At 71.0% G+C, this 20,207-nt stretch carries 16 protein-coding genes and 1 pseudogene; 14 read left to right on the top strand and 3 right to left on the bottom strand.

The features are described from left to right. The first annotated feature begins 9 nt into the window (after positions 1–9). Entirely contained in the window at positions 10–1,224 is a 1,215-nt protein-coding gene (locus ACFCZF_RS11325) for an acetyl-CoA C-acetyltransferase (protein WP_376671452.1), read from the top strand. Between the two features lie 60 nt (positions 1,225–1,284). Further along, positions 1,285–3,483 carry a 3-hydroxyacyl-CoA dehydrogenase NAD-binding domain-containing protein gene (locus ACFCZF_RS11320; protein WP_376671451.1) on the top strand — a complete coding sequence of 733 codons (2,199 nt, stop codon included), beginning with the start codon at positions 1,285–1,287 and terminating at the stop codon, positions 3,481–3,483. Between the two features lie 9 nt (positions 3,484–3,492). On the opposite strand, the gene ACFCZF_RS11315 is transcribed toward ACFCZF_RS11320, so the two are convergent. Next, positions 3,493–4,224: a MerR family transcriptional regulator gene (locus ACFCZF_RS11315; RefSeq protein ID WP_376671450.1), complete on the bottom strand. Its 732-nt coding sequence runs from the start codon at positions 4,222–4,224 to the stop codon at positions 3,493–3,495. 241 nt (positions 4,225–4,465) lie between these two features. Here ACFCZF_RS11315 and ACFCZF_RS11310 point away from each other — a divergent pair, with 241 nt between their 5' ends. From ACFCZF_RS11310 to tgmC, 7 genes are all read left to right on the top strand, one after another. Then, positions 4,466–5,935, top strand: a complete 1,470-nt coding sequence (locus ACFCZF_RS11310; RefSeq protein ID WP_376671449.1) for an amino acid permease — start codon at positions 4,466–4,468, stop codon at positions 5,933–5,935. Positions 5,936–6,160: 225 nt separating this feature from the next. Next, complete coding sequence (locus ACFCZF_RS11305) at positions 6,161–7,411, top strand: helix-turn-helix transcriptional regulator (protein WP_376671542.1); 1,251 nt, start codon at positions 6,161–6,163, stop codon at positions 7,409–7,411. Between the two features lie 158 nt (positions 7,412–7,569). After that, positions 7,570–7,728, top strand: coding sequence for a hypothetical protein (locus ACFCZF_RS11300; RefSeq protein ID WP_376671448.1), 159 nt, complete (start codon positions 7,570–7,572; stop codon positions 7,726–7,728). After that, on the top strand, positions 7,725–8,210 hold the full coding sequence (locus ACFCZF_RS11295; RefSeq protein WP_376671447.1) for a DUF6415 family natural product biosynthesis protein: 486 nt from the start codon (positions 7,725–7,727) through the stop codon (positions 8,208–8,210). Before ACFCZF_RS11300 ends, ACFCZF_RS11295 begins: the two co-directional genes overlap by 4 nt. Before the next feature lie 193 nt (positions 8,211–8,403). After that, positions 8,404–8,697 carry a putative ATP-grasp-modified RiPP gene (gene tgmA / locus ACFCZF_RS11290; protein WP_376671446.1) on the top strand — a complete coding sequence of 98 codons (294 nt, stop codon included), beginning with the start codon at positions 8,404–8,406 and terminating at the stop codon, positions 8,695–8,697. Continuing rightward, positions 8,694–9,644: an ATP-grasp ribosomal peptide maturase gene (gene tgmB / locus ACFCZF_RS11285; protein ID WP_376671445.1), complete on the top strand. Its 951-nt coding sequence runs from the start codon at positions 8,694–8,696 to the stop codon at positions 9,642–9,644. The genes tgmA and tgmB overlap by 4 nt, the downstream gene beginning before the upstream one ends. Continuing rightward, a complete protein-coding gene (gene tgmC, locus ACFCZF_RS11280) occupies positions 9,644–10,765 on the top strand; it encodes an ATP-grasp peptide maturase system methyltransferase (RefSeq protein ID WP_376671444.1) in 1,122 nt (373 codons plus the stop codon). The genes tgmB and tgmC overlap by 1 nt, the downstream gene beginning before the upstream one ends. Positions 10,766–10,853: 88 nt before the next feature. Here the strand turns inward: tgmC and ACFCZF_RS11275 are convergent. Further along, positions 10,854–11,159 (bottom strand): annotated as a pseudogene (locus tag ACFCZF_RS11275) (M1 family peptidase); the annotation flags it as partial. 128 nt (positions 11,160–11,287) lie between these two features. On the opposite strand from ACFCZF_RS11275, the gene ACFCZF_RS11270 reads away from it, so the two are divergent. From ACFCZF_RS11270 to ACFCZF_RS11260, 3 genes are all read left to right on the top strand, one after another. After that, the gene (locus ACFCZF_RS11270; protein ID WP_376671443.1) at positions 11,288–13,249 is read left to right on the top strand and encodes a Xaa-Pro dipeptidyl-peptidase; all 1,962 of its coding nucleotides are present in this window, start codon (positions 11,288–11,290) and stop codon (positions 13,247–13,249) included. Next, entirely contained in the window at positions 13,246–14,529 is a 1,284-nt protein-coding gene (locus tag ACFCZF_RS11265; RefSeq protein WP_376671442.1) for a M14 family metallocarboxypeptidase, read from the top strand. Before ACFCZF_RS11270 ends, ACFCZF_RS11265 begins: the two co-directional genes overlap by 4 nt. Positions 14,530–14,609: 80 nt before the next feature. Further along, complete coding sequence (locus ACFCZF_RS11260; protein WP_376671441.1) at positions 14,610–16,340, top strand: BCCT family transporter; 1,731 nt, start codon at positions 14,610–14,612, stop codon at positions 16,338–16,340. 101 nt (positions 16,341–16,441) lie between these two features. Here ACFCZF_RS11260 and ACFCZF_RS11255 read toward each other — a convergent pair whose 3' ends face one another. After that, complete coding sequence (locus tag ACFCZF_RS11255) at positions 16,442–17,395, bottom strand: FAD-dependent oxidoreductase (protein WP_376671440.1); 954 nt, start codon at positions 17,393–17,395, stop codon at positions 16,442–16,444. A gap of 66 nt (positions 17,396–17,461) precedes the next feature. Between ACFCZF_RS11255 and ACFCZF_RS11250 the strand changes: the two genes are divergently transcribed. Both ACFCZF_RS11250 and ACFCZF_RS11245 read left to right on the top strand, forming a co-directional pair. Continuing rightward, a complete protein-coding gene (locus ACFCZF_RS11250) occupies positions 17,462–18,493 on the top strand; it encodes an oxidoreductase (RefSeq protein WP_376671439.1) in 1,032 nt (343 codons plus the stop codon). Between the two features lie 35 nt (positions 18,494–18,528). Next, a complete protein-coding gene (locus ACFCZF_RS11245) occupies positions 18,529–20,169 on the top strand; it encodes an ABC-F family ATP-binding cassette domain-containing protein (RefSeq protein WP_376671438.1) in 1,641 nt (546 codons plus the stop codon). Positions 20,170–20,207 lie beyond the last annotated feature (38 nt).

Here is a 20,207-nt window from a genome sequence, read left to right as displayed (position 1 = left end):
GGCCTGCCAGTGACCACCGAAGCGTACGTGTACGACGCGATCCGCACCCCGCGCGGACGCGGCAAGGCGAACGGCGCCCTGCACGGTACGAAGCCCGTCGACCTGGTCGTCGGCCTCATCCACGAGATCCGCGCCCGCTTCCCGGACCTCGACCCGGCCGCCGTCGACGACATCGTGCTCGGCGTCGTCGGCCCCGTCGGCGACCAGGGCTCCGACATCGCCCGCATCGCCGCCGTCGCGGCCGGACTGCCGGACACCGTGGCGGGCGTCCAGGAGAACCGCTTCTGCGCCTCGGGTCTGGAGGCCGTCAACATGGCCGCCGCCAAGGTGCGCTCCGGCTGGGAGGACCTGGTCCTCGCGGGCGGCGTCGAGTCGATGTCCAGGGTGCCCATGGCCTCGGACGGCGGCGCCTGGTTCAACGACCCGATGACCAACCTCGCCACCAACTTCGTCCCGCAGGGCATCGGCGCCGACCTGATCGCCACCATCGAGGGCTTCACCCGCCGCGACGTCGACGAGTACGCGGCCCTCTCCCAGGAGCGCGCGGCCAACGCCTGGAAGGAGAACCGCTTCGAGCGGTCCGTCGTGCCCGTCCGGGACCGCGCCGGCCTCACCGTCCTCGACTACGACGAGCACCTGCGCCCCGGCACCACCGCCGACTCCCTCGCGGGCCTCAAGCCCTCCTTCGCCGACATCGGCGAACTCGGCGGTTTCGACGCAGTCGCGCTGCAGAAGTACCACTGGGTCGAGAAGATCGACCACGTCCACCACGCGGGCAACTCCTCCGGCATCGTGGACGGCGCCTCCCTGGTCGCCATCGGCTCCCAGGAGGTGGGCGAGCGCCACGGGCTCACCCCGCGCGCGCGGATCGTCTCCGCCGCCGTGTCCGGCTCCGAGCCCACCATCATGCTCACCGGCCCCGCTCCCGCCACCCGCAAGGCGCTCGCCAAGGCCGGGCTGACCATCGACGACATCGACCTCGTCGAGATCAACGAGGCGTTCGCCGCGGTCGTCCTGCGCTTCGTCAAGGACATGGGCCTGTCCCTGGACAAGGTCAACGTCAACGGCGGCGCCATCGCGCTCGGCCACCCCCTCGGCGCCACCGGCGCGATGATCCTCGGCACGCTCGTCGACGAACTGGAGCGCCAGGACAAGCGCTACGGCCTCGCCACCCTGTGCGTGGGCGGCGGCATGGGCATCGCCACGATCGTCGAGCGCGTCTGATCCCGCGGAAGCGGCACCGCGGCACCCCGGCCACCGAAGACCTCACTGGAGACCCCTGTCATGACGACCGAGCCCACCACCATCCGCTGGGAACAGGACGACACCGGCGTCGTCACCCTCGTCCTCGACGACCCCGACCAGTCCGCGAACACCATGAACCAGGCGTTCCGCGAATCCCTCGCGGTGATCACCGACCGCCTGGAGGCCGAGAAGGACGACATCCGGGGCGTCATCGTCATCTCCGCCAAGAAGACCTTCTTCGCCGGCGGCGACCTGCGCGACCTGATCCGCGTCACCCCCGAGACCGCCCAGGACCTCTTCGACGGCGGCTTGGCCATCAAGCGGAACCTGCGCCGCATCGAGACCCTCGGCAAGCCCGTCGTCGCCGCCATGAACGGCGCGGCCCTCGGCGGCGGTTACGAGATCGCCCTCGCCTGCCACCACCGCGTCGCCCTCGACGCCCCCGGCTCCAAGATCGGCTGTCCCGAGGTCACCCTCGGCCTGCTCCCCGGAGGCGGCGGCGTCGTCCGCACCGTCCGGATGCTCGGCATCACCGACGCGCTGCTGAAGGTGCTCCTCCAGGGCACCCAGTACAACCCGCGCCGAGCCCAGGAGAACGGCCTGGTCGACGAGGTGGCCGACAGCCGCGAGGACATGCTCGCCAAGGCCCGCGCCTTCATCGACGCCAACGCGGAGTCCGCCCAGCCCTGGGACAAGCCCGGCTACCGCATCCCCGGCGGGACTCCGTCCCACCCCAAGTTCGCGGCCAACCTGCCCGCCTTCCCCGCCAACCTGCGCAAGCAGACGAACGGCGCCCCCTACCCGGCCCCGCGCAACATCATGGCCGCCGCCGTCGAGGGCTCCCAGGTCGACTTCGAGACCGCGCAGGTCATCGAGGCCCGCTACTTCGTCGAGCTGGCCGCCGGGCAGACCTCGAAGAACATGATCCAGGCGTTCTTCTTCGACCTCCAGGCCGTCAACTCCGGCGCCAACCGCCCCAAGGGCATCGAGCCCCGCCAGGTCCGCAAGGTCGCCGTCCTCGGCGCCGGGATGATGGGCGCAGGCATCGCCTACTCGTGCGCCCGCGCGGGCATCGAGGTCGTGTTGAAGGACGTCGCCCTGGAGTCGGCCGTCAAGGGCAAGGCCTACTCCGAGAAGCTGTGCGCCAAGGCCGTGGCCAAGGGCCGTACGACGCAGGAGAAGGCCGACGCGCTGCTGGCCCGCATCACGCCGACCGCCGAGGCGGCCGACCTCGCGGGCTGCGACGCGGTCATCGAGGCCGTCTTCGAGGACACCTCGCTCAAGCACAAGGTGTTCCAGGAGATCCAGGACGTCATCGCTCCCGACGCGCTGCTCTGCTCCAACACCTCCACCCTGCCCATCACCGCGCTGGCCGAGGGCGTCGAGCGCCAGGCCGACTTCATCGGGCTGCACTTCTTCTCGCCGGTCGACAAGATGCCGCTGGTGGAGATCATCAAGGGCGAGCGGACCGGCGACGAGGCGCTGGCCCGCGCCTTCGACCTGGTCCGGCAGATCAACAAGACGCCGATCGTGGTCAACGACTCGCGCGGCTTCTTCACCTCCCGGGTCATCGGCCACTTCATCAACGAGGGCGTGGCGATGGTCGGCGAGGGCATCGAGCCCGCCTCCGTCGAACAGGCGGCGGCCCAGGCGGGCTACCCGGCCAAGGTGCTCTCCCTGATGGACGAACTGACGCTCACGCTGCCCCGGAAGATCCGCAAGGAGACCCGGCGGGCAGTGGAGGAGGCGGGCGGCACCTGGACCGCGCACCCCGCCGATGCCGTCATCGACCGCATGGTCGACGAGTTCGAGCGTCCCGGGCGCAGCGGCGGCGCCGGGTTCTACGAGTACGGGGACGACGGCAAGCGGGCCGGACTCTGGCCGGGCCTGCGGGAGCACTTCACGAAGCCCGGCCACGAGATCCCCTTCGCGGACATGCAGGAGCGCATGCTCTTCGCGGAGGCGCTCGACACGGTCAAGCTCCTGGAGGAGGGCGTGCTGACCTCCGTCGCCGACGCCAACATCGGCTCGATCTTCGGTATCGGCTTCCCCGGCTGGACCGGCGGCGTCCTCCAGTACATCAACGGCTACGACGGCTACGCCGGGGCAGGTGCGGGCCTGCCCGGCTTCGTGGCCCGCGCGCGTGAGCTCGCCGACCGCTACGGGGAGCGCTTCACGCCGCCCGCGCTGCTGGTGGAGAAGGCGGACAAGGGGGAGGTCTTCACCGACGGCCGCTGAGGAGGCGGATCACTCCTCGCCGCCCTCGCCGTCCCCGCCGAGCCACTCCCGAAGCTCCTCCCGCAGCGACCGCTGAAACGTGGTCAGCAGCGCCTGCACCACCAGCGGGTGCATGTGGGCGGACAGGGACCGCACGTCCCGCGCGTCGCGTTCGGCGACCGCGTCGCGCAGCAGCGCCGACAGGTCGCGCGCGGCGGCGCGGGAGTGCTCGAGGAGGGCCGTACGGGCGGCGAGGACCGTCTCGGGGGAGAAGGGCACGTCGAGCAGCTCGACGCCGAGCCGGAGCAGCCCGGCGTCGATGCGGTAGGCGTCACCGTCCGGGGCCGCGCCGTCCCGCGAGACGATGTCCATCGCCGTGAGCCGGTCCACCTCGTCGTCCGTCAGCGGCCGGCCCGCCCGCCGGCCCAGCTCCTCACGCGTGACGCTCTCCACCGTCTCCGGAGCCCAGGAGGCCACCACCGCGCGGTGCAGCGCGAGGTCGTGGGGGCTCAGATCCGGCGGCAGCTGCTTCAGATACCGCTCGATCGCGGCCAGCGTCATGCCCTGGTGCTGCAACTCCTCGATCAGCGCCAGCCGGGCCAGGTGCTCCCCGCCGTAGTGCCCCACCCGGCGCGGGCCGATCGCCGGCGGCGGCAGCAGCCCCCTGGTGCCGTAGAAGCGGACCGTGCGCACCGTGACGCCCGCCCGCGCGGCGAGCTCGTCGATCGTGAGGGTCGGCTCCTCGGTGTCGGTCGTCGTCATGTGCAGCAGTATCGCTGTCTCACCAACGCTGTGACACCTCTCGCGCACCATGCGCACCCTGTGGAGACGACTGACGGATCTTGTGACAAGTCACGCTGTGTGACATGAGACACCGCATGTCCACGCAGGGTCGTGGGAAGGTGCTGCCTTGGTCTGTGCCGCGAAGGGTGGTGCGGGCCTTGTCGCTGTACGGACGACCTGGGCGTACCCCGCCCGGGCGCACCAGAGATTGGTACCACCCGTGAGCAAGGACGCCGTCGCCACGGCACAGGCCGCCGCCCACCCCCAGGCGGCCGAACGACCCGCGGACGCGGGTGACGCCGGCTACAGCAAGGACCTCAAGGCCCGCCACGTCAACATGATCGCCATCGGCGGCGCCATCGGCACCGGCCTCTTCCTCGGCGCCGGCGGTCGCCTGCGCGACGCGGGCCCGGCGCTCGCGATCGCCTACCTCGTCGCCGGCGTCTTCGCCTTCTTCGTCGTCAAGGCCCTCGGTGAGCTGGTGCTCTACCGGCCCTCCTCCGGATCCTTCGTGTCCTACGCGCGCGAGTTCCTCGGCGAGAAGGGGGCCTACGTCGCCGGCTGGATGTACTTCCTGAACTGGTCGACGACCGGCATCGCGGACATCACCGCGATCGCGCTGTACACGCACTACTGGAGTATGTTCACGAGCATCCCGCAATGGGTGCTCGCCCTGATAGCCCTCGCGGTGGTCCTGGCCGTGAACCTGATCTCGGTGAAGATCTTCGGCGAGATGGAGTTCTGGTTCGCGATCGTCAAGGTCGCCACCCTCGTCGCCTTCATGCTGATCGGCATCTTCCTGCTGGCCACCCAGCACGAGGTGGGCGGCCACACCCCGGGCATGAGCATGATCACCGACCACGGCGGCATCCTCCCGCACGGCGCCATGCCCGTCATCCTGGTCATGCAGGGCGTGATCTTCTCCTACGCGGCCCTGGAACTGGTCGGCGTCGCCGCCGGCGAGACCGCCGAGCCGCACAAGATCGTCCCCCGCGCGGTGAACTCGATCATGTGGCGCGTCGCCCTGTTCTACGTCGGCTCGGTCGTCCTGCTGGCCCTGCTGCTGCCGAGCTCGCTCTACTCGGGCGACGAGAGCCCCTTCGTCACGGTGCTGTCGGGGATCGGCGTCCCGGCCGCCGGTGACGTCATGAACCTCGTCGTCCTCACCGCGGCGATGTCCTCCCTGAACTCCGGCCTGTACTCCACCGGCCGCATCCTGCGCTCGATGGCGATGGCGGGCTCCGCGCCCAAGTTCACCGGCGTGATGAGCCGCAGCCAGGTCCCCTACGGCGGCATCCTGCTGACCTGCGCGGTCTGCGTCCTCGGCGTCGGCCTGAACTTCCTGGTGCCGAACAAGGCCTTCGAGATCGTCCTGAACGTCGCCTCCCTGGGCATCATCAGCACCTGGGTGATCATCATGATCTGCCACCTGGTCTTCGTGCGCCGGGCGCGCGCGGGCCTGGTCGAGCGGCCGCACTTCCGGCTGCCCGGCAGCCCCGTCACGGAGATCGTCACGATCGCCTTCCTGCTGGCCGTGATCGTCCTGATGTGGAACGACCCCGAGGTCGGCCGCAAGACCGTGCTGCTCGTGCCCGTGATCGCGGTGATGCTGGTGGCCGGCTGGTTCGGCGTCCGCCGCCGGGTGGCGCAGAACGCCGCCGAGCAGGAGCTGGGCAGGCTTACCAAGTAGCGAAGAAGCACCGGTTCACGGCCACTGAGGTTTCTCGCGGGTCATCTCATCAGCCTCTCGTCGCGGTGGCCCGCATGCACGATGGGCTGAGCCAGGAGCATGGCGATCTGATGAGAGGCGCCGTACAACGCGCTGCGGCTGACGAGGTCCGCCGGAGCCTCACACAGAACCGGCCTTGCCCCCTACTCTGGCAGTGACGAAGCTGCTAGGAGGGGCAAGGCCGTGATGTCTCCAGATGTTACCCCCGACCCGTATGCCGATCCGCTGAAGTTCGGCCAGCGCGTACAGATCCTGCGCGAGCGGCACGGGATGACGCAGGCCCAACTGGCCGACTTCATCGGCATCTCGCCGCATACCCTCCGGAAGATTGAGAACGGTCAGCAGAAGGCGCCCGCCCTCGACATGGTGATGCGCATCGCTGAGGCACTGCGCGTACGCGACCTCGCGGACCTGACAGGCCGACCGAACGCCCACGTCGACTTGTTCGTCGGTCCCGGTCACCCTCGCCTGTCCGCAGTGAAGGCCGCTATCGACAGCTTCCCGTTCACCACGACCGTGGAACCCCCGCCGGTCGCTCACCTGGAAGCACGGCTCCACGCGGCCTGGCGGGAACGGCACGCCTCGAAGAACCATCGCGAGGTGATCGGCAAATTGCTGCCGGACTTGATCCGGGACGCGCAGGCCCTGGTCCGGGACGCCGACTCAGCGTTGGAGCGGAACCGCGCGCAGGCCCTACTCGCCGAGAGCTACAGCCTGAGTCAGTTCTTCATCGCCTACCAGCCGGACAGTTCGCTGCTGTGGCGGGTTGCCGAGCGCGGCATGGTCGCTGCGCAGGAGAGCGGGGACCCGCATGCGATCGGCGTCGCGTCATGGCTGCTCGCGCAGGCGCACCGAGACAGCGGGCCGCGGCACTTCGAGGCTGCTGACGCCGTGAACCGTGAAGCCGTGGCGTTTCTCAAGCCCCTGCTGCCGGATGCCAGCGACAACGTCCTGGCTATTGCCGGTGCGCTGGAATTCGAGCTTGGCTACACCGCAGCCCGCCGGAGGGAGACCGGCACGGCGTGGCGTCACTGGGATCAGGCGAAGGACATGGCCGACCGGCTGCCGCCCGACTACTACCACCCGGTCACGTCGTTCTCGCGGGCCATCATGGGCGCTCACGCGGTCACGGTGGCTGTCGAGCTCCACCAGGGCGGCGAATCAGTGCGGCAGGCTGCACGAGCAGACCAGAGTGTTATCAAGTCCCGGCCCCGCCGGGCCCGGCATCGCATCGAAGAGGCCCGCGGCTATCAGCTGGATAACCAGCCGGACACCGCCGTGGCGTCTCTGGAGAAGGCGTTCGAGGCAGCGCCCGAGACGATCCGGTACAACGGCTACGCTCGCGCGATCTTGCTTGAAGAGGTTGAGTCGACGCGGGCCGCACGTCGGCGCCGAGCCGCTGACCTGGCCGCACGCATCGGAATCCTTGCTGCCTGAGCGTAGCGACCGGATTACGGTCGGCGGTGGGTTGTAGCTGCCCCTACGTTCATAAGCGTCAGTCCCCGACGAGGTGGTGAGACCTCGCCGGGGGTGCCAACGCTGCTAGGAGCGCCGACAACGTGAAACCTACAGCCTCGCGAAAGCCAGGCATCAAGATGACCTTGCACGTCTACCGGCTGAACCGGGACGGTGCGGTCACCGAGGACCACGGCACGGTGAACGTCGAGGGCAAGGAAACGCCGCTGCCGCTGCGTGACGTGTACCCGCCGTGCAAGTGTCCGCTCCACTGCGCCACGAAGGCGCCGAACCGGTGAACACCACGCGCCCCGAGACGGCCGCGCCCGCCACTGCCACCATGCGCGCCACTGCTGCCTGGTTCCTGGCACAGCGCACCCTCCCGCGCCACGGTGTGGTGAAGAGCTTCGACCACGACCTGCGTGACTACCTGACCGAGTTGCTCCCCCGCATCGAGCAGTTGGCCGCTGACCGCGGCGACGATGTGCCGGGCAAGATTGCGCTCGCCAGCGTTGAGGAGACCCGGCGGCGTGTGGGCGTACCGGAGGCCGCCGGGCTGTTGGGGGAAGTCGAGCGTGTGAAGCTGCTCGCCCGTTCCGTGGCCGCCTTGTGTGATCACTACGACGCGCTCACCGGCGTGGTCATGTGCCTGGCCTGTGACCGGGTGATCGAGTCCGGCGACGATTCGGTGCCGTACGACCAAGGCAGCCCGTCTGGGAGCGCAGTCCGGTCCGGCCGCGTGCACGCCCGCTGCGCCAACGTCGGCCGCCCCCGCCGCTGACCGCTTGCCCCGACGTCCCGGGGCCCCATGGCGACCGCAGGGTCAGGGTCGCACCCCCCCCAGAACGCCCGTCCCGCTGGTGGTTCGCAAGCCGCCGACGGGACGGGTCCTACAACTCCCGCCCCGGGCCCCAACCCTGGAATGGTCGAGCCCCGGGGCGGGTTCACCGAAAGACACACGAGAGGGAGATCCGTTGTTTGCTCACTCTGACCGGCTCCCCACCGGGACGCCGCTGCCGACCGGCACGCTCACCCCGACCCCCTGGGGCGTGCGCCGCATGGCCCCCTACCCGTCGCCCGCCCCGGGTTACGCCAAGGCCGTCCTGGACCCGACCACACAGACCACCCGGTACTTCGACGACCGCGGCAAGGCGATGGAGATGGGCGGGCACGGCACCAGCACCGGCACCAACCCGTCAACGGGCACCAGCCCCGACGGCACCGGGTCCGGTACGGACACCGACACGGGGAACGACACCGACCAGTGACCGGTGTCGGCCCGGTGCTGGTCGTCACCAACCTTGACGACCCCACGGCCGACGTGGTGATCAGCGAGCTGCACGACCGGGATGTTCCGGTCGTGCGGCTCGACTCGGGGGACTTCCCCCACGCCTTGTCGGTCGCGGCCACGATCACGTTGAACGGTGTGGAGGGCACACTGTCCACGCCGTCCCGGACCGCCGACCTCACCGAGGTCCGGTCCCTGTACTACCGGCGCCCCTCCGGGTTCGCCTTCCCACACCTGGACGACCAGGACGCCCGGTTTGCCGTCGCGCAGGCCCGCTACGGCCTCGGTGGCATCCTGACCTCCCTCCCACACTGCCGGTACGTCAACCACCCCCACCACATCGCCGACGCGGAATTCAAACCGTCCGGCCTCATCGCCGCCGCGCGCGCGGGCTTCCGCCTTCCGCCCACCACCATCACCAGCGACCCGGACACGGCGAGGGCCTTCATCAAGCAGCACGGCCCCGCCATCTACAAGCCGCTTGCGGCGCCGCCGTACCGCATCGACGGCGTGTCCTCAGTCGTGAAGGTCGACGAAGTCACGGCCGACGACATCGACGAGACGGTGGCCGGCACCGCGCACCTGTTCCAGCAGCGCGTGGACAAGACGGCGGACGTACGCATGACCGTCATCGGCGAGCACGTGTTCGCCGTCCGGATCGACTCCGACCTGCTGGACTGGCGCACCGACTACAGCCGCCTCACCTACAGCGTCGTGCCCCTGCCGCACGGCATCACCGAATCGCTGCATGCCTACCTGTCCCACTTCGATCTCGTTTTCGGCGCTTTCGACTTCGCCATCGACCGCGAGGGCCGATGCTGGTTCCTGGAGTGCAACCCGTCCGGCCAGTGGTACTGGCTGGAGCACGAGACCGGCCTGCCGATGCTCGCGGCGATGGCCGACCTCCTGGAAAGGAAGAGCCGCTGATGACCGTCCTGGACTCCGCAGCCCTGCGCCGGTGTCTCGCCGACCGGCTCACCGAAAGCGGTGCCCTGCGCACCGAGCGGTGGCGTGCGGCCGTAGAAGCCGTGCCCCGGCACGAGTTCCTGCGTGGCGGCTTCTTCCGACGCTTCAGCAGCGCTTGGCGGCCGGTGCCCGCCGACCGGGAAGGCTGGCTGGAGCTCTGCTACACAGACGAGTCGCTGGTCACCCAGATCGCGGGCACCATCGTGCCCGGCGATATCCGCGGCGAGATCCTGCGCGAACCCACCTCCTCCAGCACCCTGCCCAGCCTGGTCGTGCGGATGCTCGAAGACCTCCAGGTGCGAGACGGCAACCGGGTCCTGGAGATCGGCACCGGCACCGGATACTCCACCGGGCTGCTCTGCCACCGACTCGGAGACGAGCTCGTGACGACGGTGGAGGTGGACGACGGCGTGTCCAGCCGTGCCGGCGTCGGCCTGGGCGCCTGCGGCTACTTCCCCGACCTGGTCGTCGGCGACGGCCTGGCCGGGCACAAGGACGGCGCTCCCTACGACCGGGTCATCGCCACGTGCGGAGTGCGGGAGCTGCCGCACACGTGGATCGAGCAGACCAGGCCGGGCGGCATCATCCTCGCCACCCTGTGCGGGTGGATGCACTCCTCCGAGCTGGCGCGGCTGACCGTCGGTCACGACGGCGTGGCGCACGGCCGGTTTCTCGGGGGGCAGGTTCAGTTCATGCCGGCCCGTCCGCAGATGCCGCCGCCGCTCGGCATGCTGCCCGACTTCGACTCGGGCGAGGAGCGGCAGGCCCGGGTCGGTGCCGATGTCCTGGACGACTGGGACGCCCGATTCGTCGCCCAGCTCGCGGCACCGCGCGCACAGCGCCTCAGCCTGACGCTGGAGGACAGGACCCGGCACGTCCTGGTCGACGTGGAGGCCGGCGCCTGGGCGGCCCTCGCCCTGGACGGCAAGCAGTGGACCGTCCGGCAGGGTGGGTCGGTGCAGCTGTGGGATGCGGTGGAGGATCATCTGCTGCGCTGGCAGGCGGACGGATCTCCGACCCCGGACCGCTTCAAGGTCATGGTCACGCCCGAGGGGCAGCGGGTCACCTGGCCCATTGTCTGACGGGCCCTGTGCGGCCCCGTCTGTCCGCTCTCCCCCCCCGTGGCGGACGGGCGGGGTCTAAGTCGTTGATGAACACGGTCATGCGAGGACCGCAAACCTCCGACGGGGCGGGTCCTTCCGTGCGGGCCCTCCCCACAGCTCGTAGCCAGTCGGCGGCCTCCCCGGTCCGATCCACGCCGGCCCGCGCAGCGCGGTCGTTCGCGCCCAGGTCATCGCTGCAGGCGTTGACGACCGGGATGCCGCTCTCGGTGATGCCGGTGGTGAGGTCGACCCGGGCCGCCCGCCAGCATCGCCGGATGGGTGGCCTGCGGCTTGTCGGACCGCCAGTGCCAGCGGGTCGGCCGAGCCGCGAGCTCTTCGACTGGAGCGTGCCCTTGGAGATGGCCTGGTGTCCACGGCCGCCTCTGTCACACGATCGCCAACCGGCCGACCTGCGGCTCCTGCCGCGCCGGGGCCCCGCGAACGCCACGCGCCCCTGAACGCCCTCTTCTGCGCGGGAGTTGATCGATGTACCGTCCGCGCATGCCGATACGCATGCGCTTCACGATCTGGAGACCGCTCGCGACGGCGGCCACGGCCGCACTCATGGCAACCTTCCTCACGCCCGTCGCCACGGCCCACCCCGCGACCCCGCGACAGAGCGAACCGGTCCACTCCTACGACGACGCCATCCGCGAGGCCGTCTGGGTGGACACCGGATACGACGGGGACGGCGACGGCGAGGACGACCGCGTCGCCGTCGACATCGTCCGCCCCCGCGAACCCGCGCAGCAGGGCCGGAAGATCCCCGTCATCATGGACGCCAGCCCGTACTACTCGTGCTGCGGGCGCGGCAACGAGAGCCAGAAGAAGACGTACGACGCCGACGGCGACGTCGACGGGATGCCGCTGTACTACGACAACTACTTCGTGCCGCGCGGCTACGCCTTCGTCGGCGTCGACCTGGCCGGCACCAACCGCTCCGACGGCTGCGTCGACGTGGGCGGCCGCTCCGACATCCAGTCCGCGAAGGCCGTCGTCGACTGGCTGAACGGCCGCGGGAAGGCGTACACCAGCCGCACCGGCGGCGAGCGCGCCAAGGCGACCTGGACCAACGGCAAGACGGGAATGATCGGCAAGAGCTGGGACGGCACCATAGCCAACGGCGTGGCCGCGACCGGCGTCGAGGGCCTGGAGACGATTGTCCCGATCGCCGCCATCTCCTCCTGGTACGACTACTACTTCAGCCAGGGCGCCCCCCTCTACGGCTCCGGCCCCGACTGGCTGTCCGACTACGTCAACAGCCCCGACGCCCGCGCCGACTGCGACGCCGTCCAGCAGAAGCTCGTCGACGGCGCCCCGCGCACCGGCGACTGGACGAAGCTGTGGAGCGAACGCGACTACGTAAAGGCCGCGAGCAAGGTGAAGGCGAGCGTCTTCCTCATCCACGGCATGCAGGACCTCAACGTCCGCATGCAGCACGTCGGCCCGTGGTGGAACGCCCTCGGGAAGAACGGCGTGGACCGCAAGATCTGGCTTTCCCAGACCGGCCACGTCGACCCCTTCGACTTCCGCCGCGCCGAGTGGGTCGACACCCTGCACCGCTGGTTCGACCACGAACTCCTCGGCTACGACAACGGTATCGACCGCGAGCCCATGGCCGACATCGAACGCAGCCCCGAGCAGTGGGAGACGTCGAGGACCTGGCCGCCGCGCTCCACCGCCACCACGACCCTGCGCCCCGCCGACGGCGCGCAGCCCGGCGTCGGCACCCTCGGCCTGCGCCGGGACCGCGGCACCGAGACGTTCACCGACGACCCCGCGCTGAACGAGACGGACTGGGCCGCGCACATCGACGAGCCCACCCCGGGCAAGGCCGGGTTCGTCACCGGCCCACTCACCCGCGACCTGCGCCTGTCCGGCACCTCCGAGGTGACCGTCACCGCGCGGTCCAGCACCCCGACCGCCCACCTCTCCGCCGTACTCGTCGACCTCGGCCCCGACACCATCCGGGACTACGCCGACCGCGGTGAGGGCATCACCACCCTCACCGACCGCACCTGTTGGGGCCCGAGCACCCCGGGCGACAGCTCCTGCTACAAGGAGACGGCGGCGAAGACGACCGACGTGGACTACACGGTCGTCAGCCGAGGCTGGGCCGACCTCGGCAACCACGCGTCCAAATGGCGGGGACGGCCGCTCACTCCGGGCAAGGCCTACACCATCACCCTCGACCTGGCGGCCACCGACCACGTCGTCCCGGCCGGCCACCGCCTCGCGCTGATCGTCGCGGGCACCGACAAGGACCTCATCGACCCGCCCGCCGACACGCCGACACTCACCGTGGACCTCTCGCGCACGTCGGCACGCGTACCGTTCGTCGGCGGCACCGCCGCGTTCGCCGAGGCCACCGCCGGTACGGCGACCGCAGCGCCCGCCCCCGCGCCCCTCGACGGAGTGACCGCGCCGCACACGACCCACCGCGTCCCGAAGGGAGCCCGATGAACCGCCTGCGCACCCTCACCGTGACCGCCGCGGCCCTCGCCGCGTCCCTCCTCACCACGCCGGCCCACGCCGCCGACACCGCACACGACCCGCCCCGCACCGGCTTCGAGGAGACGCACGGCGCCCGCTGGACCAGCCAGCCCGAGGAACAGGCGCTGCTGGCCGCCGCCGACCGGGCGAGCAGCCGGGTCACCGTCGACCGCATCGGCACCACGAAGCAGGACCGCCCCCTCCAGCTCGTGACCATCGGCAGGCACTCCGCCCCGAACAAGGTGCTCCTCGTGTGCAGCCAGCACGGCGACGAGCCCTCCGGCCGCGAGGCCTGCCTGTCCACCGTCCGCGACCTGGCCTACGCGAAGGACCGGCAGACCCGGCGCTTCCTGGACCGCACGACCGTGCTGGTCGTGCCCACCGCCAACCCCGACGGCCGGGCCGCCGACACCCGCGGCAACAGCGACGGCGTCGACGTCAACCGCGACCACCTCGCCCTGAAGACGGCCGAGGCCCGCGCCCTGGCCGCCGTCGTCCGCGACCGGCGCCCCGACGTCCTCTACGACCTGCACGAGTACGGCGCCACACCCCCGTACTACGACAAGGACCTCTTCGACCTCTGGCCCCGCAACCTCAACACCCACACCCGGACCCACGACGAGGCCCGCACCCTGTCCGGGGCGTACGTCCGCCCCGCCGCCGAGCAGGCCGACTACTCGGCCGGCACCTACGGCATCTGGACCGACCCGGTCACCGGCGACCCGATCAAGCAGACCGCAGGCGACGGCCAGGAACGCATCCTGCGCAACATGTCCGGCGTGAAACACTCGGTCGGCCTGCTCATCGAGAGCCGCGTCGACGCGCTCACCGACGCCGAGCGCGCGGACGAGGCCCTGAACAACCGGCGCCGGGTGAACTCGCAGCTCGCCGCCCTGGACGGCATGTTCCGCTTCGCGGACCAGCGGCGCGGACGCGTCGAGGCGGCCACCGCGGTCGCCCGGTGGTCGGGTCTGGCCGACACCGGGCCCGTGTACCTCGGCGGCGCGGACAACGACCCGGCCGGGCCCACCGAGGTCATCGAGGACCCGCCCTGCGGCTACCGGCTCACCCCCGGCCAGTACACGGACATCAAGGACGAACTCGCACTGCACGGTGTACACACGCGTCCGACCGGGGAGAAGGGCGCCTACGTACCGCTGCGCCAGCCGCTGCGCGCCCTCGTGCCGCTGCTCCTGGACGAGCGTGCGACGTACCACTTGACGGTGGGTGAACCCGACACCCGCTGCTGAAGAGGTGAGTTCTGCGTCGCACGTGGTAAGGGCGTAGCAGAGGATTGTTTTCAGCCTCACCGACTTGAAAGGTGCCGCCTGTGACGCAGGACCGACCAAGCGACAAGGAACAGCATGAAAGAGGCACGCTGCCGGGTTCGGAAGCGGGCCTGCCGGGGCAGGAGCACAAGCCCCGCACCGACCGCGTCGTCTTCGGCGTCACGGCGGTCCTGACCCTCGCGTTCGTCGTCTGGGGCGTGGCCGGCACCGACTCGCTGGAGGACGCCTCCGGCACCATGCTCAGTGGCCTGATGCACAACGGCGGCTGGGCGTTCGTGCTGGCCGCCTCCGGGTTCGTCGTCTTCGCCCTCTGGCTCGCGGCCAGCCGCTACGGCCGCATCCACCTCGGCGCCGAGGGCGAGAAGCCCGAGTTCCGCACGGTGTCCTGGGTCGCCATGATGTTCAGCGCGGGCATGGGCATCGGCCTGATGTTCTGGGGCGTGAGCGAGCCGCTGGCGCACTTCGACACCGCCCCGCCCGGCAGCAGCCCCGCCGACACCGGCGACCGCATGGCGACGGCCATGGCCACCACCCTGTTCCACTGGACGCTCCATCCCTGGGCGATCTACGCGGTGGTCGGCCTCGGCATCGCCTACAGCACCTTCCGCAGGCGCCGTCGGCAGACCATCAGCGCCGTGTTCACCCCGCTCATCGGCGAGAAGCACGCCAACGGTGTCAGCGGCCGGGTCATCGACATCCTGGCCATCATCGCGACGGTCTTCGGCTCCGCGGCCTCGCTCGGCCTCGGTGCCCTGCAGATCGGGTCCGGCGTCGAGAAGCTCGACTGGATGGACAAGGTCAGCACCGGGCTGCTGGTCGGCATCATCGCGGTGCTGACCGTGGCGTTCGTGGCCTCCGCGATCTCCGGCGTCGAGAAGGGCATCCAGTGGCTGTCCAACACCAACATGGTGCTGGCCCTGCTCCTGGTCGTGTTCGTGTTCGTCGCGGGTCCGACCATCCTCATCCTCGACCTGCTGCCGACCTCGATCTTCGCCTATCTCGGCGACCTGCCCGAGATGGCCGGCCGCACCGAGATCAGCGGCGGCGAGGGCGTCGCGGACTGGCTGGGCAGCTGGACCGTCTTCTACTGGGCGTGGTGGATCTCCTGGACGCCCTTCGTCGGCATGTTCATCGCCCGTATCAGCCGGGGCCGGACCATCCGCCAGTTCATCGGCGGCGTCATCCTCGTCCCCAGCACCGTCAGCCTGATCTGGTTCGCGATCTTCGGCGGTTCGGCGATGAGGCTCCAGGAGCAGAACCGGCTCGGCGACGAGACGACCCCGGAAGGCCGGCTCTTCGCGGTGCTGCAGGAGTACCCGATCGCCACCGTCACCAGCCTGCTGGTGATGGTCCTCGTCGGCATCTTCTTCGTCTCGGGCGCCGACGCGGCCTCCATCGTGATGGGCACCCTCTCGCAGAAGGGCGCGCTCGAACCCAGCCGCTGGGTGGTGGTGTTCTGGGGCGTGGTGACCGGAGCGGTCGCCGCCATCATGCTCCTGGTGGGCAGCGGCGAGGGAGACGCGCTCACCGGTCTGCAGAACCTCACGATCCTCGCGGCGGCGCCCTTCGTCATCGTGATGATCTTCATGTGTATCGCCCTGATGCGCGACTTGCGCCGTGACCCCCTGATGGTGCGCGGTGAGATGGCCTCCGAAGCCGTCGAGATGGCCGTCATCGAGGGCCACAAGCAGTACGAGGGCGACTTCGAGATCCGCATCGGCCCGGGCCCCGGCACGGACGTGGAGGGCGACCCGATCGGCAAGCACCACTGACCGACGCGGAGTCGCTCGGTGGGGGAACGGAAAGGGGCCGGCACGCACCCGCGTGCCGGCCCCTTCCCCGTCCCGAACGCGCCGCCCGGACCGTCGCACGGTCAGCGGGAGGCCAGCTCGGCCGCCTCCCGCGCGCAGCCCCAGGCCACGGTGACGCCCGCGCCGCCGTGGCCGTAGTTGTGCACCAGCAGCCGCCCGTCCGGCAGCCGCTCGCGCTCCAGCCGTACCGCGTCCCGGGCCGGCCGCAGCCCCACCAGGTGCGCGAGCACCCGCGCCCCGGCGATCTCGGGCCGCAGCGCCGCGCACCGCCGTACGATCGCCTCCGCGACCGCCGGGTCCGGCTCGGCCGACCAGGCGTCCTCCTCGGCCGTGCCGCCCAGGACCAGCCGGCCGGGCTGCGGGAAGAAGTACGCCATCTCCCCGGAGACGGGATCGGTGGAGACCATCCAGGTCCGGATGCCGGGGTTCTCCACGACGACCAGCTGCCCGCGCACCGGACGCACGGACGTATCCGGCACCAGCTCGCGGGCGCCCAGCCCCGTGCAGTTGACCACCACCGGCGCCTCGGCCTCGGCCAGACCGGCCACCGCGCGCGTCTCCACCGCGCCGCCCGCCGACTCCAGCCGCCTCCGCAGCCACGACAGATGAGTCGACATGTCGATGAGCGGCAGCCGCGCCCACAGCCCCGACCCGCCGTACTCCTCCGCGGTCGCCGCACGCAGTCCCGGCAGCCGTGCGGCCGCCCAGGTGTCCACCTCGTCCAGGCCGGTCTCGCCCAGCACCCCTTCGACCATGCGTACGCCGCTCTCCCCGGGCCGCGCCGCCAGCTCCTCGTACACCTCCAGGGAGCGCAGCGCCCACGACCGCGCCAGCGCGACCGGCTCGATGCGGTACGGCCACCACAGCGCACCCGCGACCGCCGAGGTGGTCCGCTCGACGGGCTCCCGCGTCCACAGCCGCACCCGCCTGCCGCGCTCGGCGAGCACGACGGCCGTCGTCAGCCCGATCACCCCGCCGCCGACCACGACGACTTCGTCATCCAGTTCGGTTTCCACACCGGGACGTTAGCGGAATGCCCCATGCCGTGCGCAGAGCGGTCGCACCCCGGGAATACTCACCGCATGGCTGCCGAGTACGCGACCTTCGCTCTGGCCCCGGCGATGCGCGCCGGCGGCGTCCGGGCCGACGGCGACTACCAGGTCCACCGCGACTTCATGGACTTCGTCGTCGACGGACGGCCCCTGCTGTTCCGCCTCTCCGACCTGGACGCCGTCTCCCCGCTCGCCTCCGACGTGCCGCCCGCGATCCTCACCGCACAGGTCCGCAGCCTGCTCCTGGAGACCGACGCGCCCCTGCCCGGCGGCCGGTACGTCATCTACGCCTGCCCCGAGTGCGAGGACCTCGCCTGCGGTGCGGTGACCGCCGTGATCCTGCGGGACGGCGACGACTTCGTCTGGCGCGACTTCGCCTGGCAGACCGGTGAAGACGCCGACCTGGAGTTCAACGGCTACCGCGGCATCGGCCCGTACCGCTTCCCCGGCGCCGAGTACCGTGCCGCCCTCGCCGCCCTGCTCGACGGCTCCGCGCACCCCCGGCGCAGGGTCCTGCTGATCGGCGACCGCGTCGCCCTGCTCGCCAGGCTCGCCGCCGCGCTGCGCATCATCGGCATCGGCGCCGACATCACCCATGACGCCGGTGCCGTGCCGGCCGACGAACTGCGTGCCTACGGCGCCGTCGCCTTCGGCCGCGCGGTCGCCGAGGAGGAGCGGACGGCCGTACTCCGCGCCTTCGCCGACGCCGGGGTGGACGTGGCCCACGTCGACGGACTCGCCCCGATCGTGCCGCTGCTCGTCGCCCAGATCGAACACGCCCTGGACCGCGGCCCGGCCGAGCGGCGCAGGCTGACCCGCCTGACGGCGACCGGTACCGCTGCCGACGTCGAGGTCACCTCGCCCTGCCGGGTGCGGCTCACCGCGTACCGACTGGACCGCCTGCACCGCACCCACACCCACGAGGTCTTCGACGGCGTACTCGAACCGGGCGGCCACCGCGTCGACCTGGACGCGAGGACGGTGAAGGGGGAGTCCTTCGTGGTGGCCCGGGCGCCGGGAAGCGTGCTGGTGGCCGCGGTGACGCACGGGAAACCCGGCTGAGCGGGCAGTGGACCACCGCTAAAATCGGCGGTCTGATGACTGCCACCCTCGTCGCCAAGAACCTCGCCGCCGGCCACGGCGACCGCTCCCTGTTCACCGGGCTCGACCTCGTCGTCGCGCCCGGCGACGTGATCGGACTCGTCGGAGCCAACGGCGCGGGCAAGTCCACCCTCCTGCGGATGCTCGCCGGACTGACCACCCCGGAACAGGGCGAGCTGCGCCTGTCCCCGCCGGCCGCCACCGTCGGCCACCTTCCGCAGGAGCCCGAGCGCCGGCCCGGCGAGACGATCCGGGCGTTCCTGGCCCGCCGCACCGGCGTCACCGAGGCGCAGCGCACCATGGACGAGGCCACCCAGGCACTGGTCGACGGCGCTCCCGGCGCCGACGACGCCTACGCGACCAGCCTGGAGCGCTGGCTGGCCCTCGGCGGCGCCGACCTCGACGACCGCGCGGCGGAGACCGCCGACGCCCTGGGCCTGACGGTCGACCTGGACCAGCCGATGACGTCCCTGTCGGGCGGCCAGGCGGCGCGCGCCGGCCTCGCCTCGCTCCTCCTCTCCCGCTACGACGTCTTCCTGCTCGACGAGCCGACCAACGACCTCGACCTGGACGGCCTGGAGCGCCTCGAACGCTTCGTGACCGGCCTGCGCGCCGGCACCGTCGTCGTCAGCCACGACCGCGAGTTCCTCACCCGCACCGTCACCAAGGTCCTCGAACTCGACCTCGCCCAGCGACAGATCAACCTCTACGGCGGCGGATACGAGGCCTACCTGGAGGAACGCGAGGTGGCCCGCCGGCACGCCCGCGACGAGTACGAGGAGTACGCCGACAAGCGGTCGTCCCTCCAGGACCGGGCCCTGATGCAGCGCTCCTGGATGGACAAGGGCGTCAAGAACGCCCGGCGGAAGGCGGGCAACGACAACGACAAGATCGGCCGCAAGTTCCGCAGCGAGGCCAGCGAGAAGCAGGCCGCCAAGGCCCGCCAGACCCAGCGCATGATCGAACGCCTGGACGTCGTCGAGGAACCCCGCAAGGAGTGGGACCTGCGCATGGAGATCGCCTCGGCGTCACGCTCGGGCGCGGTGGTCGCCACCCTGCGCGACGCCGAGGTCAGGCGCGGCGACTTCGTCCTCGGCCCGGTCTCCCTCCAGATCGACTGGGCGGACCGGGTGGCGGTGACGGGAGCCAACGGCGCGGGCAAGTCCACGCTGCTCGCCGCCCTCCTGGGCCGTGTCCCGCTCGACGCCGGACACGCGGCGCTCGGTTCCGGCGTCTTGCTCGGCGAGGTCGACCAGGCCCGCAAGCTGTTCTACGGCCCCGAGTCCCTGCTCGACGCCTTCCGCTCGGCCACGCCGGACACGGAACCGGCCGAGATCCGCACCCTCCTGGCCAAGTTCGCCCTCAAGGCGGACCACGTCATGCGCCCGGCGTCGACCCTCTCCCCGGGCGAACGCACGAGGGCGGCCCTGGCCCTCCTCCAGGGCAGAGGCGTCAACCTCCTGATCCTGGACGAGCCGACCAACCACCTCGACCTACCGGCCATCGAACAACTGGAATCGGCCCTGGACGCCTACGAGGGCACGCTCCTCCTGATCACCCACGACCGCCGCATGCTGGACGCGGTCAGGGTGACGAGACGCCTGGAGGTCACGGACGGCAAGGTGACGGAGCGCTGAACCCGCGGGCATTCGGGCCCGCCTAGGGCGGCACGGGT

The organism is Streptomyces sp. NPDC056296, from assembly GCF_042268605.1.
Classification (GTDB): Bacteria; Actinomycetota; Actinomycetes; order Streptomycetales; family Streptomycetaceae; genus Streptomyces.
Note: the sequence above shows the minus strand (reverse complement) of the source record. Positions and strands in the feature narration are given on the sequence as shown.

Excerpts from the sequence above, each read along its gene's own strand:
- ACFCZF_RS11315 (WP_376671450.1), bottom strand. The coding sequence starts at position 4,224 with ATGACGACGACCGACACCGAGGAGCCGACCCTCACGATCGACGAGCTC.
- ACFCZF_RS11320 (WP_376671451.1), top strand. The coding sequence starts at position 1,285 with ATGACGACCGAGCCCACCACCATCCGCTGGGAACAGGACGACACCGGC.
- ACFCZF_RS11300 (WP_376671448.1), top strand. The coding sequence starts at position 7,570 with ATGACCTTGCACGTCTACCGGCTGAACCGGGACGGTGCGGTCACCGAG.
- ACFCZF_RS11250 (WP_376671439.1), top strand. The coding sequence starts at position 17,462 with ATGGCTGCCGAGTACGCGACCTTCGCTCTGGCCCCGGCGATGCGCGCC.
- ACFCZF_RS11245 (WP_376671438.1), top strand. The coding sequence starts at position 18,529 with ATGACTGCCACCCTCGTCGCCAAGAACCTCGCCGCCGGCCACGGCGAC.
- ACFCZF_RS11270 (WP_376671443.1), top strand. The coding sequence starts at position 11,288 with ATGCCGATACGCATGCGCTTCACGATCTGGAGACCGCTCGCGACGGCG.
- ACFCZF_RS11305 (WP_376671542.1), top strand. The coding sequence starts at position 6,161 with ATGTCTCCAGATGTTACCCCCGACCCGTATGCCGATCCGCTGAAGTTC.
- ACFCZF_RS11265 (WP_376671442.1), top strand. The coding sequence starts at position 13,246 with ATGAACCGCCTGCGCACCCTCACCGTGACCGCCGCGGCCCTCGCCGCG.
- tgmC (WP_376671444.1), top strand. The coding sequence starts at position 9,644 with ATGACCGTCCTGGACTCCGCAGCCCTGCGCCGGTGTCTCGCCGACCGG.